Here is a 15,681-nt window from a genome sequence, read left to right on the forward strand (position 1 = left end):
AAAATAGATGTCAAGATAAGCGAAGCAATTAAAACGGTATTATCTTTTTTCAAATTAATCACCCTTTCTTAATTAAACTTGTCGATCTTCAAGCTATGTGCTTGTAGTTTAATTATTAAATCCCCTCTCTTTCAAAGTTTTTAAATCGTGTTATTAATTATGATCATGATTTTTATATGAACATAACCACGATTTGTATAGTGTAAAATATACATCCTAACTAAAGAGATGGCAATAAAAAAATTTTAAACTTTTTAAAATTGTAAAAAACAATATTGTTACAATAAATTTTCTGTGCACAGTACAAAAATCCTGGACTAATGATTTTGTCTTCATGATTGAAAATCATACGACTTCGCTGGAAGATGTATTTCCCGGATTTAAGGAGCACGATCGAGTTGGAATCGTGGTACATCAGCCTTGTGGAGCGGAGCTACCGATGCAAGTTCCCTGATCTTGGCGGCAAAACACGCGGTTTTATAATGTTCATCGACTGCGGTTGGGTAATGAGCACGGACATCTACGAATCTATCCGGAGTGCTTTATTTTCCATGTAGGAAAGTGCCATGGGGTTCACAGACAGATTGAGGTGTGGCCGCCGAATCGGGAAATCATCATCGAAGGCGATCCCAAGCAGATATTAGAAGCGATCAACGATCGCGGTATTACACGCGTACTCGTCGAGGACATTCCGCCCTCTTCACCAACACTCTTACGGGAAACGATCAGCAGTGCCGAACAGCGAATTGTAATTGCTCTCGTGTATTCTTCAACTAGACGTGTGAACAAGCCGATGAGTGGCTATAAGCAAAGCGACTGCAGAAAATTAGTCCTCGCTGCATTGAAAAATTCAATGGAGATGAAACATTTTTTTGAAAATAAATACCAAATGATACTACAGGGACGCAAAGGCCTAGTTTTCAACGGGCTTGTGACAGAGACCTATTGACGGATTAATCTATTTAACGCAATCTGAATGCTTATTAGTACTAATGTGGGTCCAACAATGAGTCGTTACATGGCTGGGAGTAATCTGAATGCCTCACTGTAAAATGATGAGGAAATCACAAATGGTGATTGAGACAATTTCTGTACTCCTTCGATTACCTCTATGGGGCTACATACCAAGAATTTTTTGGGGTTTTTCGGTAACATACCCTTAGGTTTCCGCACTATACAAAAAAGGATACAAGCATATGGGCAAACAAGATTAAATATGGGTCCCAAGTATTCCTTTTTTAAAAGCCTGTCGATGACGATTGTCACCTTTACTTAAGATTGGGTTAACAGAATGAAAAAAATTATATGTTCATATAGACCTAAAATATCAGAAAAAGGGCGAACTCTTGAGATGAGAGTTGCCCTTTTTATTTGGGAATTTCGGAACATGTGAACCAGATGTATTTTTAAAGTGAAAGATTTATTAAAAGAAATTAATTATACTCTTTAAAACTATGGAAACAGTATAAAAATTAATTATTGTTATATAAAAATACTTATGCTATTATTAGTTTCAAATAATGATCATGTTCATTATTTTTATTTTGATTTATTATGCGAATGTTATCTTTTGATATCTTCGTATAAAATTGTGTGGCTTACATGGCTAAGCAATCGAAAAGCCTATAGAATGCCCAATTTTTATCTAAACAAACATTAGGAAGGATGAATGGAAAATGGAAAGAAGAGAAAGCGTGCAAACATATCTCAACTATGTAAATGGAGAATGGACATTATCTTCTAATAATCAAGTGGATGCCAGCATCAATCCGGCAAACAAAAACGAAATCGTAGGGTATGTTCAAAAATCCTCAAAGGAGGATTTAGATAACGCGGTGGCTGCAGCAAAAGCGGCGCAAATCGCATGGAGAAAGCTATCTGCTCCCGCAAGGGGAGAGTACCTTTATAAAGTGGCTAATATCTTGGAACAAAGGTTAGATGAAATTGCAGAAACCATGACTCGTGAAATGGGCAAAACGTTCCCTGAAGCCAAAGGGGAAACAGCTCGAGGCGTAGCCATTCTTCGTTATTACGCAGGGGAAGGCATGCGAAAAGTAGGTGATGTGATTCCCTCAACGGATAAAGATGCCCTCATGTTTACGACCAGGGTTCCCATAGGAGTTGTTGGGGTCATTACTCCATGGAACTTCCCAGTCGCCATTCCGATCTGGAAGATGGCTCCGGCCCTTGTCTATGGAAATACGGTTGTTTTAAAGCCTGCACAGGAAACGGCCGTCACGGCAGCTAAGGTTATGGACTGTTTCCATGAGGCTGGGTTGCCTGCAGGAGTAGTGAATTTCGTGACCGGCGCTGGATCTGTTATTGGCCAAGGCATCATTGATCATCCGGACATCAACGGTATTACCTTTACCGGTTCTGATCAAGTAGGCAAGAGAGTAGGCCAAGGAGCACTAGCACGCGGAGCAAAATATCAACTGGAGATGGGCGGTAAAAATCCGGTGATTGTAGCGGCTGATGCAGATCTGGATTTGGCTGTGGAAGCGACGATCGCTGGTGGTCTTCGTTCGACGGGACAAAAGTGTACAGCTACCAGCAGAGTGATTGTTCAAAGTGAGATTTATGAAGAATTTAAAGAAAGATTATTGGCGAAAGTGAAAGAATTGAAAGTCGGGAATGGAATGGCAAGTGATTCATGGATGGGGCCATGTGCGAGTGAGAGCCAAATGAATACCGTACTCTCTTATGTTGAAAAAGGAATTGAAGAAGGGGCATCTCTCTTGTTTGGAGGCTTAAGGCTAACAGAAGAAGGGTTGGAACAAGGTTTCTATGTGCAACCAGCGATTTTTGATAATGTAAAATCCGGCATGACAATTGCCCAGGAGGAAATCTTTGGACCTGTCTTGGCGCTAATTAAAGTAAACACCATCACGGAAGCTCTAGAAGTGGCAAATGATGCGAAGTTTGGGCTTAGTGCATCGATTTTTACGCGTAATATTGGGAATATGTTTTCCTTTATTCAAGAGATGGATGCAGGTCTTGTTCGCATTAATGCGGAAAGCGCTGGAGTTGAATTGCAGGCGCCGTTTGGAGGAATGAAACAATCCAGCTCTCATTCAAGGGAACAGGGTCAAGCGGCGATAGAATTTTTCACCTCAATTAAAACTGTTTTTGTGAAACCGTAGTCATGGGTGTGTGGTTATAAAAAAATAAATTTTAAAAAAATATTTACAACCATAACTAAGGTGACTATAATAAAAAAAAAGAACATGTTCATATATTAAATTATGATCGTATTTGGCTAGGGGGGATGGTTTGTTAAAAAGAAATGAAGTTTTAATTTGTAAGGGATTTCTTAAGTGGCAAAATCGAAGGTAAACCTACTTTTAAAATATTTAAAGAGGGGATTTTATATGGAAACTGCCTTAAAGGAAAACGAAGTATCTAAGAAAACGACAAGAGCCTTAATTGATTGTGATGTACATCCATATTTGGATGATTTTAATGAGATCGTTCCCTATCTAAGCAAAGAGGTGAGTGAGGGCGTTCAACGCCATATGAACATAGGGAAATTTCAAAAGAAAATGCTGGAGGATATGAATGCCGGCGCTTTTACTTTCCCTAAAGCGAGATATTACAATCCGAACCATGTGCTTCGTATGGATGCGATTACTCCGGATGGGGGGGTACCTGGATCAGACCCGGTATTTACGGTAAAGGATTTGTTCGACCGGCACCATCATACCTATGGAATTCTCAATATCGGACATGGAAGCATGGCTGGCTATCACAATATAGAAATTGCTGCCGGATATATATCGGCATCCAATGACTGGTTATATGATCGGTGGGTGGAAAGTGATCAGCGTTTTAAAATGACGATGTCCGTAACACCATTGGCTCCGGATTTGGCTATTAAGGAGATTCAGCGAATCGGCCATAAGCCGGGAATCGCCGGTATCAATTTGCAAACCATCAATATTCCTCTAGGGAAACGCCATTTCTGGCCCATCTACGAGGTGGCACAGGAATACAAACTTCCGATTGTACTGCATCCAGATACAGAAGGAACATCTGAATATGCCCCACCTGGCGCGGTTGGACCAGCTTCAACTTATGCAGAGTGGCATACGACCCTCTCTTTGATTGCACAAAGAAATATCATGAGTTTGGCATGTGAAGGGGTATTTGAGAAGTTTCCTGATTTGAAATTTAATTTCATTGAGTATGGCTTTGCGTGGATTCCAGCCCTCATGTGGAGATTGGATAAAAACTGGAAGGCACTGCGGAGTGAAATCCCATGGGTAAAGGAACTTCCTAGCGAATATATCAGAAAAAATGTGCGTTTGGGAACCCAACCTATCGAGGAATCGTTCCGTCCGAAAGATATCGTAGAGTTGGTCAAAATGGCTAAAGCGGAAGACATGCTCTTGTTTGCAAGTGACTATCCGCATTGGGATGGGGATGAGAGTGATCGCGCATTCTTGCACTTCCCTGAGGACTTAAAGCAAAAGATCTTTTATGACAATGCAAAAAATTCCTATAGGCTATAGTGAAGACTAGAAGGAGGAAGAAGATTTATGGAAACGATTCAATCACGCGAATTAAAAAGTATAGTGATTTGTTCTGCGGAAGAATTGAAACCGGGCCAACGAAAACTGGTAGAACTCGATGGGGTAGAAATCGCCATGGTGAATGTTGAGGGGAAGTTATACGCATTCAGAAATCAATGTCCTCATCAGGGTGTGCCGATGGTACAAGGGTTGATTGGAGGTGCGATGCTCCCTTCTGAACCGGGGCAGTACATCTACGGCTGTGATGATGAAATCGTAAGATGTCCGTTGCATGGCTGGGAATTTGATATGAAAACAGGCAAATCTTTGTTTGATCCTGATCGGGTATCGATCATGAGCTATGGTATACAAGAAGTAGAAGGATCTATTGTATTGAATGTGAAAAAAGAACCAAAAAGCATCAGCCTGAAAAACTTTGCTTGCAACCATTAGGTTTTCAGACTGATACCAACCAATTTTAATTATAGCTTATTAGAGACGATAATTCAAGTTGATAGGAGGAAATAGCATGGAAAAATTAGTTAAGAGTTTGGTGACGGTGATCAAAGCCAATGAAATGGAATACAGCCCACTGGGCATTGAAGCGGAAGTGCAAGAAATTGCTATGGTGGTAAATCCATTATCTACCACCATGGGCGGGGGGATCTGTCGTATGAAGGAATGCAACTTCGACTGGCAGATTAAATATGATGAAGTGATTTTTGTCCAATCCGGGAGCATGTATATCACTCATAATGGAGAAAAAATAGAAGCTAAACAGGGAGATATCTACTTCATGAAAGAAGGGGCAGTGATCACCTATGGTACGGATGAAGAAGTAGAGTTCTTCTTTGCTACTTATCCGGTGAATTGGAAAGAAGTTAAGAAAGATGTTCAATATCCAAATACAGGCGAGAATTTGGTTACATTGATTAAAGGATCTGAAATGGAGTACAAGCCGTTGGGCATTGAAGCGGAAGTGCAAGAAATTGCTCCAGTCATCAATCCGCTTTCCACAACACTGGGCGGAGGAATCTGCCGGATGAAAGAATGCAACTTCGACTGGCAGATCAAATATGATGAAATCATCTACGTATCCAAAGGCAGCATGTACATTACTCATAACGGTGTAAAAATAGAAGCGAAGCAGGGCGATATCTACTTCATGGCAAATGGAGCGGAAATCACCTATGGGACAGATGAAGAAGTAGAGTTCTACTTTACTCTGTACCCTGTCAATTGGCGCGAATTGCAGGCATAGGTTCCAGGATACACTCACCCGTTTAGTCCTTCGGTTAAATGGGTGAGTGTTACACTCTATCATAAGTGAGGTGAAAGATGAAGATGCAGACAATGATTCTATGCTATCTTCCTTTAAAAAACGGGTTGAGCTTTACTGCAGAAACTTGGGGGATGGTGGAACAAGCTCAAAAACTGGCATTGGAAAACACCAAAATGGTAGCTGTTGTCGTTCATGCCGGGGTGAAATTAGATGAACTTGACTGCTTACCATTCGATGAAGTCTATCATGTGAAATTGGACATGAAAAAATGGAAAGTATCCAATTACCATGTTCACGCCTTTCGAAGATTAAAAGCGAAAATCCATGCACAAAAAGGAATGTATTTGTTTTCCTCTCATCCGCTCTATCACGAGATTGCTGTACGTACCTCTACTCTTCATCAAGCGGCTATTATTACGAATGCCATGGAAGTTACCAGAGAAGAAAATAATAACTCATCTCTTATCGTCAAGCGTGAAGTATACCGAGAAAAGGCTCATGAATTCATGACTTTTGCAGAAAGTAATCATCAATATCTGACCTTTGAAAACTCCATCTTGTACGGTAAACCGCAGCAAGGTAAACCAAATGTTGTACAAGAGATTCATATAGGATCCCATGTTCATAGTTCAATCGAGTTTCTTTCCGAATCCCAAATGGATTGGAAAGAGCTGAAAATTACAGAAGCTCGGTGCGTCATTGGTATTGGCCGGGGGGTTTATGGAGGACTACAATTTGAATCCATCTTGCAATTGGCGGAGATTCTCAATGCGCCGATTGGAGGCAGCAAGGTAGCAGATGAATTGGGCCTCATTCCAAGAGAAAAAAGAATCGGGTCTAGCGGTAACTCCATCGATGCCGATATTTATGTTGCGATTGGCATTTCCGGATCTTCGCAGCATCTGGAGGGAATTAAAGGCGTGAAACATGTCATTGCCATCAATAATGACCCTGCTGCAGCCATTTTTCAACGGTGTGATATCGGTATAATCGGGAATTATGCGGAAGTTATCCCGCAACTGGTACAATCTCTTCAAACGGAAAGGCGGAATGGGGAATATGCTGAAAATTTGCGTATTGGTTAAACCAATCATGGATCCAGCATCCATTCAATGGGATTTCCATCAACAGCGTTTTGCATTTTTGAGCAACAGCTTCAATTCAGCCGATTTGCATGCCCTACAGTGGGCTTGTGATTATAAGCAAAAGCATGGAGGTACCATTACTGTTCTTCTGGCAGCTGATCCAAATTGGGATATCGACCAAGCACGGTTGCTTAAATATCCTATAGATGAATGTGTCGTCCTCCGAAAGCCGGATCTTCAGGAAAACCGAGATGAAGTAGCCGTCATTTTGGCAAATGAATTAAATCAGCGGCCCTTCGATCTCATCTTAAGCGGTTCGGTCAGCGAAGATGCTCATTTAGGAATAACACCGTCTAAGGTGGCTGAATTGTTATCTATTCCTTCATTAACAAACATTCATGATATGGAAAAGATGGATGAACGGAAATGGAAAGTCAAGCGGAGTGAAGGGAGAGGGATTGTACAGACTTATCAAATGATGTTGCCTGCCCTGATCGGAGTAGTTAGTTCATTAGGGAGAAAACGCTATATTCCACGCAATTCCCCAGTAGCCCGGCTTCACAAAAAAATGGCTGAGCGAACGCTGGGAAAAACGACCAACAAGCCGAGAGTGAAAGTACTGAAAGTATCCGATCCGCAGCCCAATATCCGTTATTTTAGTATTCCGTCTGTCCATCTTTCTCCCGTACATCGGATGCTTCAGATTATGGGTTTGGCTCAAGGGAAGAAAGAACAATCGGGAGATAAAGTAGCTTCAGAAATTAATGAACGTAACATTCATTTTATCTCGCAAAAGATTCAAAAATGGCTAAAGGAGGAATAAATGATGCAGACCGTGCAACGAGAGACCTTTTGGATGATTTCCTCCGATTACAGGATCCTGTTATATATTCTCGCTGCGATTACCATGGGGATTTTCTTCTATGGATTTTACCGCCGGGTCCGATTGTGGAAAAAAGGGGTCAAAGAAAAAATTATCTGGAACGATGTGAAAACCAATTTTAAGTATTTCATGGAAATGGCGGTCGAACAGAAAAAAGTTAAAAGAGACAGGCTCTACGGATTTATGCATCGTTTTACGAGCTATGGATTTGTTATCTTGTTCATCGGTACCTGTTTAGTTGTCGTAGACTACGATTTTGGGATTCCCATCTTGCGAGGGAATTTTTACCGGATTTATGAGCTGGTTTTAGATATTTTCGGAGTTCTGTTTCTCGTCGGTCTAGGGATGGCCATGGTTGTCCGGGCTAAAAAGCAACGTCCGAGATTAAGACATCGGATGGCAGACCAAGCTTTTCTCTGGTTGTTATTCCTCATTGGCATCGGTGGGTATCTATTGGAGGGAATTCGTCTGGCTGAAACGCAAGTGAGCCATGGAGTATGGTCCCCTATTGGTTACGGACTTTCCCTCTTATTTCGTGGGAATCCGCTATTCGGTGCGGAAGCATACCCCCTCTGGTGGTTAAGTCACGCCATATTAGCATTCGCACTCATTGCTATTATTCCCTATACTAAATTATTGCATTTTATTACGGCTCCCATCAACATCTTATTTCAGCCGGTAAAACGCACGGGGAAAATTGCCCTTCCCTATAATTTAATGGATATGACGGAAGAACAGAGATTCGATTCCATGAATATTCAAGGTGTTAATAAAATTACCGATTTTACCAACTGGCAGCTCCTGAGTACGGATGCCTGTACGGAATGCGGTCGCTGCGATAATCAGTGCCCAGCGCACAATAGTGGGAAACCGTTATCTCCCCGTTCGATTGTAACGAAAGTCCGTGACCATATGCATCAGGATCAAGAAATTGTTTCGTTTATTGCGCCGGAAGAGCTTCAATCCTGCACAACTTGTGGTGCATGTGTGGAAGCTTGTCCGGTTTCCATCAATCATATTGATTTGATCCTATCCATGCGGCGGGGCTTGATACAAAATCTAGTGATCGAGCAAGAAGCAGAAAATACGTTATTGAAATTGGAAGAACAGCAGAATGTTTTCGGCAAACCGTGGTCTGAACGGGCGAACTGGAGTAGAGGGCTGAATATACCTGTACTGGATGCAGATGAGAAAAACAAGAAGGAGGGGGCTTAACCATGGAAGTATTGTTTTGGGTAGGATGTGCGGCAGCTTATGATCCAAGGCTGCAGAACATTGCGAGGGCATTCTCGGACATTATGAAGAAGGCGAATGTTGATTTTGCCATATTAGGGACAAAGGAACGATGCACGGGAGATGTTGCCCGTCGCATGGGTGATGAAAACCTGTTTCAGGAATTAGCCCAACATAACATTAAAACTCTAAAAGAACACGAAGTAAAATCAATTGTAACTACATGCCCCCACTGCTTTAATATGTTCAAAAATGAATATCCTGCTCTTGGTGGTGATTTCGAGGTTGTCCATTATACCACCTTCATTTATAACCTTATCCGGGATGGCCGATTAAAGATACCAGAAAAACAAGAACGGGAAATCGTTACGTATCATGATCCTTGTTATTTGGGTAGGCAGAACGGGATATTTGAGGCCCCAAGGGATATTTTGGAAATGCTCGGATATCAAATTGTAGAAATGGAACGGACCAAAGAACAATCTTTCTGCTGCGGTGCTGGCGGTGGCGCGATGTTTGAAACGGTTAAGCGTGGAGAAAAGATCAATTCCATACGGGGAGAAGAGGCTGTAAAAACAGGTGCATGCACGACGATGACCGCGTGTCCTTTTTGTCTGGTCATGATGGAAGAGGCTATTGGATCCTTAAATCAAACCCGCGGTACGAATGTAGGAACTCGAGATATTGCAGAAGTTGTGAATTCATTAGTTGAAAAGTTTTGATCTTAATAGAACCCTAAAGGACAACGTTCACTAGTAACAGATGAAGGGGGAATAAAGAGTGTCTACATTTAAATACTTGTTTACACCAAAGAAAATCGGATCCCTTTGGATCAAGAATCGAATTTTAAGTACTGGCCACATGACTTCTTACGTGGAAAATGGAATCCCTACGGATCGGTTAGTGGCCTATCATCAAGAAAGAGCAAAAGGCGGAGCTGGCTTGATCGTAGTGGAAGCCAATGCTGTCCACCCGACCGCCTTTTTCACTGCGGATACGATCTGTGCATTTAAGGATGAGGTTATCCCCTATTATAAGAAATTAGCAGATGCTGTCCATCCATACGATACGAAAATGTTTGTGCAGCTTTTTCACCCAGGAAGGGAGGTATTTCCTTCAGGAACCTCTGTAGCAGTAGCACCATCAGCTATTCCTGCAGACCGTTTTCGAATCATCCCGAAAGAACTGGAACGGGAGGAAATTAAGGATATTATTCGAGGTTACGCGGATACTTCCGCAAGGGTTAAAAAGGGGGAATTAGACGGAGTGGAAATCGTTGCTTCCCATGGCTATTTGCCTAGTCAGTTTTGGTCTCCCCGCTTGAATTTAAGGAAGGATGAATATGGTGGTGGTTCGTTAGAGAACCGAATGCGTTTCTTGAAGGAGATCGTTGTTTCTGTACGAGAAAAGGTGGGGCCCGATTTTGTTGTGGGCTTGCGGCTTAGTGTAGATGACTTGGAAGATGAAGGGGCTCACTATGACGAAGTGCAGGAAATCCTGCGGTATATTGACAAGCAGATCGGCGGCATTGATTATTTTAGCTTAGTTGGAGGAAGCTCGGCTACCTATGCTAGTTCAGCGTTCATTGTACCTCCTGCCCCAGTTCCCCCTGCTCATTTTGCTTCTCATGCAGCAAAGATTAGAGAGCAGGTTTCTGTACCGATTTTTGTCACTGGTCGTATTAATGATCCGGTTATTGCAGAAAATGTTCTGGCTAATGGACAAGCGGATATGGTGGGAATGACGAGAGCGATGATTTGTGATCCCCATATGCCGAATAAAGCTTTCCGGGGGGAAATTGAGCGCATTCGGGTGTGCATTGGCTGCAATCAGGCCTGTATCGGGCATATGCAACTTGATATTCCTATCAGCTGTTTGCAAAATCCGGTTACTGGAAGGGAGCTCCAATACGCAGAAATGCCGAAGGCAAAGAAAATGAAGCGTATCATCGTGATTGGTGGTGGTCCCGCAGGTATGAAAGCAGCGGTGATTGCCGCGGAGCGAGGTCATCAAGTCACATTATTAGAGAGATCTGATGAACTGGGTGGACAAGTGAAATTGGCTCGCAAAATTCCAGGAAGGGAAGAATTCGGGGAATTGGTGTCCAATTTGAAGCGTGATTTGGACTTTTACCGTGTTGAGGTTCGTTTAAATACAGAAGCTACGAAAGAAATGATTTTGGACATGAATCCAGATGAGGTCATTATGGCTACTGGTGCTAATCCGTACATTCCCCATATAGGAGGAATCGAACTGCCACATGTCGTAACGGCTTGGGATATCTTGGGGCGCCAAAAAGTGGCCGGAAAAAAAGTGGTGGTGGCTGATTGGAAAGGCGATATGACCGGGGTTGGAGTGGCTATGTACCTGAAGGAACAGGGATGCGATGTAGAGTTGGTCACTTCTTGCTATCAAGTTGGACACACCATTCAGGAAAAGGTCAGAACGTTTGTCTTGACGAATCTGTTCCTAAAAGAAATCCAAATGACTTCCCAGTACAAACTTTCAAGTGTTGGAGCGAATTCCGTTACATTCTCCAACATATATACCGGACAAGAGTTGAAACGAGAAAAGATTGATACATTAGTCTTAGCGTATGGACTCCTTCCGGAAAACGATCTTTACCATCAGCTCAAAGAACATGTACCCAACCTCCATCGGATCGGGGATAGCCTTATTCCTCGGACGGTAGAGGAAGCGATTCTGGAAGGATTAGAATTAGCAGCTAATATTTAGTTTGAGACAGATTCGATAAGCGAGGTTAATGATTAAATCTCTTTTAAATAGAAAGGGATTTCCCTTTCTATTTTCTTTATTTTTGAATGATTTTATAGAAAAAGTGTTTTAATGGGAGAACTTGTAGTTAAAATATTTTTTTAATTTCAAACATTACTAACTTTATTTATCTTGAAGATAGATGGGGGTATGGAGTGTTTGACACTCTATTATATTACAGTGACATCGTTTATCTCAATTACACTTACACTTGCGGGAGGGATCCTTCTCTCCTGGTTTTTTAGGAAATAAATTCTAACTTGTTTTATAGACATTTTATTTCTTAAGAGGTAGGATAGTACAACCTTGTTAATGTGTTATAATAGTACATAAAACCTAAAAAACACCTTAAGTATAAGTTTCTTTTAACAGATTCTTTCCATTATAAATAATGAAAAAACGATATAAAACTATATAGGAGTATAATCGGGATAGAATAAAATTAAAATTTTAAAAATAGCTTCCTGTGTGGAACGGTAGATGGTTGGGAGTGAAAGAACATGGCTCGTAAAGAAATAAAATTGACAAGAATGTGGGAATATTTTGTCGATGCAACGGCAAAGATCATTGAAGAACAAGGCATAGAAAATGTGACTGTCCGAAAAATTGCAGATCTTGCTGGTTTTACCAGTTCAACCATTTATAACTATTTTGAAGAGCTTTCTCATTTGGTGTTTTTTGCCTCGATGAAATTTACTCAGGATTATAGTAAAGAACTTTCGGTTTACATGGCTAAAGGCCAAAATTCAGTTGAAAAATGGCTGTTAAGCTGGGAATGCTTTTGTAAGCATTCTTTTAATAATCCGCAGGTTTACCACGCTGTTTTTATAGCCGACTTGGGAAGCAAGCCCGAAGAATTATTAAAACATTATTTTGAAGTATTCCAAAATGATTTAACTGGGTTGTCTGAAGAAATAAAGCCTCTAATTCTTGAGCATAATCTGTCAAAGAGGAGCAGGACAGTACTTGAAAAAGCTGTACAAGAAGGTTATATAGACAATGAGGATATCGAGGAAATCAGCGATATGACCATCCTTATTTGGAAGGGAATGTTGACAACGGTGTTAAACAATCGGAGGGACTATAATCCAAATGAGGCCGTTGAACAAACGATGAAATATATACGTAAAACAACATTAAACACACTAAAAAAGCCTATGATTTAACCTTGGATGAATAACTAAATGGGTAAAAAGGGTTTGAGTAATATTAATATGTTTAATTTTATAACGGATCAATAGTGGCATGCAAAGCAAGACAGGTTGCATGCCATTTTCTTTTTAGCAGAACTGGAAGTAAGTAAGCTTAAGAGCTATACGAGTATAGGCACCATTAAACTCTAGAGAATTAACTCAAATTTGCCCTCGTTGGAAAATCATAAATATCTATCCCCATTGAAACAATCTTTTAAAGTTAATTTACATTCTATTTAAGAATTGAAATCCTATATTCCTCAATACATAAAATAATATTGTTAAATTGGTTTATACATAGTATTATCAAAGTATATAAAATGAACATGATTTATTTATTTATTACCATCATTAATGTTGTGGTGTCCTATTTATCAAAATATTATTTAAATTATAAACAAAGATGCGAACATCATTAGGGTTACTTTTCATATAAAACAATAGCAGATAGGTGTGGAAATATGGAGTACGATATTTTGCTGATCATTATTTTAATCAATATACTTTATGTATCTTTTTTTACACTTCGTATGATTCTAGTAATCAAAGGGTATAAGCTGTTTGCCTCGCTATTATCAATGGTTGAAGTTTTCGTATATCTAAAAGGACTAGCTATCGTGCTTGACAACTTGGATAAGCCAGTAAACCTCGCGGCATACTGTATCGGATGGGGGATGGGGGTTTATATAGGAAGCAGAATCGAGGAGTATCTGGCACTTGGTTATGTAACCTTTCAGGTAATGATTGATCCTAACGAGAGCGAGTTACTTTCCAATATAAGAGAGCAGGGATTTGGAGTAACGTCCTGGATTGCAGAAGGTAAAGATGGTAATCGCCTAGTGATACAGGTTTTTACGAAAAGAAGCAACGAGCAAAACCTGAGGAATTTAATTAAAAATAACGCTCCAAATGCGTTCGTCATTTCTTTTGAACCTAAGCATTTAAATGGAGGATTTTGGGTTAAACGATTAAAAAATAGATAAGAGAACAAAAAGATATTGCCATCCTGGTATGTAAGGTCATGCTGACCATCATCCTTACTGATCGACGTAGTTACTACACGTAAGAAGGGTGGAACTGACGATGAAATATATATCAAAGAGATTATATTAAAGTCTTTTCATTTTAAATTGGATGTGAAGAATGAAGATCATGGACCAATACAGAATTGATTAATATGAAAGGGGCTTTCCAATGCATACTACAAGTATTTTGAATTCAGGGGATTTTGCTTTCATGATCGGAGACCATACGTTGGATTTGGAAGACATATTCCCCGGGTTTAATGAGGACGATCGTATTGGTATTGTGATACATAAGCCTTGTGGAGCTACAGGTGCAAGTTGTCTGTTTATGGCGGCAGTAACTCGGTTCTATTATGCTTATCGGTTTCGGCTTGGTAACGAGCGAAGTATGCTGAGACTCTACCCTGACTACTTTCTTTTTCATGTAGGAAAGTTACATGGCAGTCACGGACAAATGGATGTGTGGCCTCCACACAAGGAGGTCGTCGTAGAAGATGATCCGGAGCAGATCTTGGAGGCGATTAACGATCGCGGTATTACCCGTCTACTTGTTGAAGAGATTCCATCTACTTCTGGAAAATTCCTACGCGAGACTCTCAGTAGTGCTGAACACCGGATCTTAAGCGTGCTGGTCTACTCTTCGACTGGACGGGTCAGCCAAGGTGATATCGTCTGCTTGCAAAGCTATAAAGCAGAAAGATATGTCCGTGATGCGCTTAGAGATTCTAAAGAGAAAGGCAAGCTGTCGAAAGACGAATATGAGCATTTACTGCATGGTCGGGAGAACTTGGTTTTTAACGGTCGTATTATGGAGACGTACCGACGGATCGAGTTATTAAGTGCCATTCGCATGCTTTCCACAAGTTCTAGCGCAAGCAATACTACTCAACGCTTCATTGCTGAGAGTAATCCGAATGCAGTACAAGTTCTAAGTGAGTTTTCTATTTAGATATGTACAAGTAAATCTTCGCTTGGAAATGACGAATAAGAAAGAACATGTAGCCGAATCACCCTATGTTTTCTATAGCCAGCGATCACTTCAGTTTTCACAATTTAGCAGAGTATTACAAGAGTTTATGACTTCACGTACGGAATCGTTTAAGTGTGATGTGGTGTGATCTACGGCAAAGTACTTTCGTGCTTTGCCGTTTATTATAACAAATATGTGAGATGGATTGGGGCAATGAGAAAGGCGTTGGATGACAAAATTGATGAAATATGGATAGAGATATTACCAAAGGATTATATCTCTTAAACAAGGAGAGTTATATTAGGCATCTTTAATCTGAGGCTTGAACGGTTGAGTATTGGCCTTAACTTATTACGGGCAGGCTTCATTATATCGGTAATGGAGAAAGCTCTCCTCACTACACAGTATTAGAGTAACAAAACCCATATTTTGTAACCCTATTTATGAGTTGATTTCCAAGGTACGATTTATTTTTAGCCCTTTCACCTGCTTTCCTTCTTAACCATTTTTAAAAAATTAAGGGACGTTATCGATTGTGAAATAAGTATGAATATCGACTAAAAGGGGTGCCGCCACATGCCCATCAAGCTAAAATAAATCAATACCCCAAAACGAAAAAATACGCTATCCTTTCTTTAAATCTACCATATTATAGAAAGGATAGTTTTTTATGGATAATACCATATCAGATGAACTTCTAGAACAACAGCTTACTTATCCTGAA

The 15,681-nt window shown here is 40.6% G+C and carries 13 protein-coding genes and 1 pseudogene; all 14 read left to right on the forward strand.

Features of this window, described 5'->3' with window-relative positions; all coding sequences use genetic code 11:
* Window positions 1-499 precede the first annotated feature (499 nt).
* Window positions 500-949 carry a hypothetical protein gene (locus ABLT31_RS35425; protein WP_367760363.1) on the forward strand — a complete coding sequence of 150 codons (450 nt, stop codon included), beginning with the start codon at window positions 500-502 and terminating at the stop codon, window positions 947-949.
* A 727-nt stretch (window positions 950-1,676) separates the two neighbouring features.
* Window positions 1,677-3,143 (forward strand): alpha-ketoglutaric semialdehyde dehydrogenase GucD, encoded by a 1,467-nt coding sequence (gene gucD, locus ABLT31_RS35430; RefSeq protein ID WP_367760364.1) that lies wholly within the window; start codon window positions 1,677-1,679, stop codon window positions 3,141-3,143.
* Between the two features lie 228 nt (window positions 3,144-3,371).
* The gene (locus ABLT31_RS35435) at window positions 3,372-4,511 is read left to right on the forward strand and encodes an amidohydrolase family protein (protein WP_367760365.1); all 1,140 of its coding nucleotides are present in this window, start codon (window positions 3,372-3,374) and stop codon (window positions 4,509-4,511) included.
* Window positions 4,512-4,538: 27 nt separating this feature from the next.
* The gene (locus ABLT31_RS35440; RefSeq protein WP_367760366.1) at window positions 4,539-4,964 is read left to right on the forward strand and encodes a Rieske (2Fe-2S) protein; all 426 of its coding nucleotides are present in this window, start codon (window positions 4,539-4,541) and stop codon (window positions 4,962-4,964) included.
* Between the two features lie 76 nt (window positions 4,965-5,040).
* Entirely contained in the window at window positions 5,041-5,772 is a 732-nt protein-coding gene (locus ABLT31_RS35445) for a cupin domain-containing protein (protein ID WP_367760367.1), read from the forward strand.
* A gap of 77 nt (window positions 5,773-5,849) precedes the next feature.
* Window positions 5,850-6,878, forward strand: coding sequence for an electron transfer flavoprotein subunit alpha/FixB family protein (locus ABLT31_RS35450; RefSeq protein ID WP_367760368.1), 1,029 nt, complete (start codon window positions 5,850-5,852; stop codon window positions 6,876-6,878).
* A complete protein-coding gene (locus ABLT31_RS35455; RefSeq protein ID WP_367760369.1) occupies window positions 6,853-7,701 on the forward strand; it encodes an adenine nucleotide alpha hydrolase family protein in 849 nt (282 codons plus the stop codon). Before ABLT31_RS35450 ends, ABLT31_RS35455 begins: the two co-directional genes overlap by 26 nt.
* The gene (locus ABLT31_RS35460) at window positions 7,702-8,976 is read left to right on the forward strand and encodes a 4Fe-4S dicluster domain-containing protein (protein ID WP_367760370.1); all 1,275 of its coding nucleotides are present in this window, start codon (window positions 7,702-7,704) and stop codon (window positions 8,974-8,976) included.
* Window positions 8,977-8,978: 2 nt separating this feature from the next.
* Window positions 8,979-9,716, forward strand: a complete 738-nt coding sequence (locus ABLT31_RS35465) for a (Fe-S)-binding protein (RefSeq protein ID WP_367760371.1) — start codon at window positions 8,979-8,981, stop codon at window positions 9,714-9,716.
* Window positions 9,717-9,774: 58 nt separating this feature from the next.
* Complete coding sequence (locus ABLT31_RS35470) at window positions 9,775-11,730, forward strand: oxidoreductase (protein ID WP_367760372.1); 1,956 nt, start codon at window positions 9,775-9,777, stop codon at window positions 11,728-11,730.
* 539 nt (window positions 11,731-12,269) lie between these two features.
* Window positions 12,270-12,935, forward strand: coding sequence for a TetR/AcrR family transcriptional regulator (locus ABLT31_RS35475; RefSeq protein WP_367760373.1), 666 nt, complete (start codon window positions 12,270-12,272; stop codon window positions 12,933-12,935).
* A 488-nt stretch (window positions 12,936-13,423) separates the two neighbouring features.
* Complete coding sequence (locus ABLT31_RS35480; RefSeq protein WP_367760374.1) at window positions 13,424-13,945, forward strand: DUF2179 domain-containing protein; 522 nt, start codon at window positions 13,424-13,426, stop codon at window positions 13,943-13,945.
* 211 nt (window positions 13,946-14,156) lie between these two features.
* Entirely contained in the window at window positions 14,157-14,936 is a 780-nt protein-coding gene (locus tag ABLT31_RS35485) for a hypothetical protein (protein WP_367760375.1), read from the forward strand.
* Between the two features lie 10 nt (window positions 14,937-14,946).
* Window positions 14,947-15,036: pseudogene (locus tag ABLT31_RS39110) on the forward strand (tyrosine-type recombinase/integrase); the annotation flags it as partial.
* Window positions 15,037-15,681 lie beyond the last annotated feature (645 nt).

This window comes from Ammoniphilus soli (assembly GCF_040813775.1).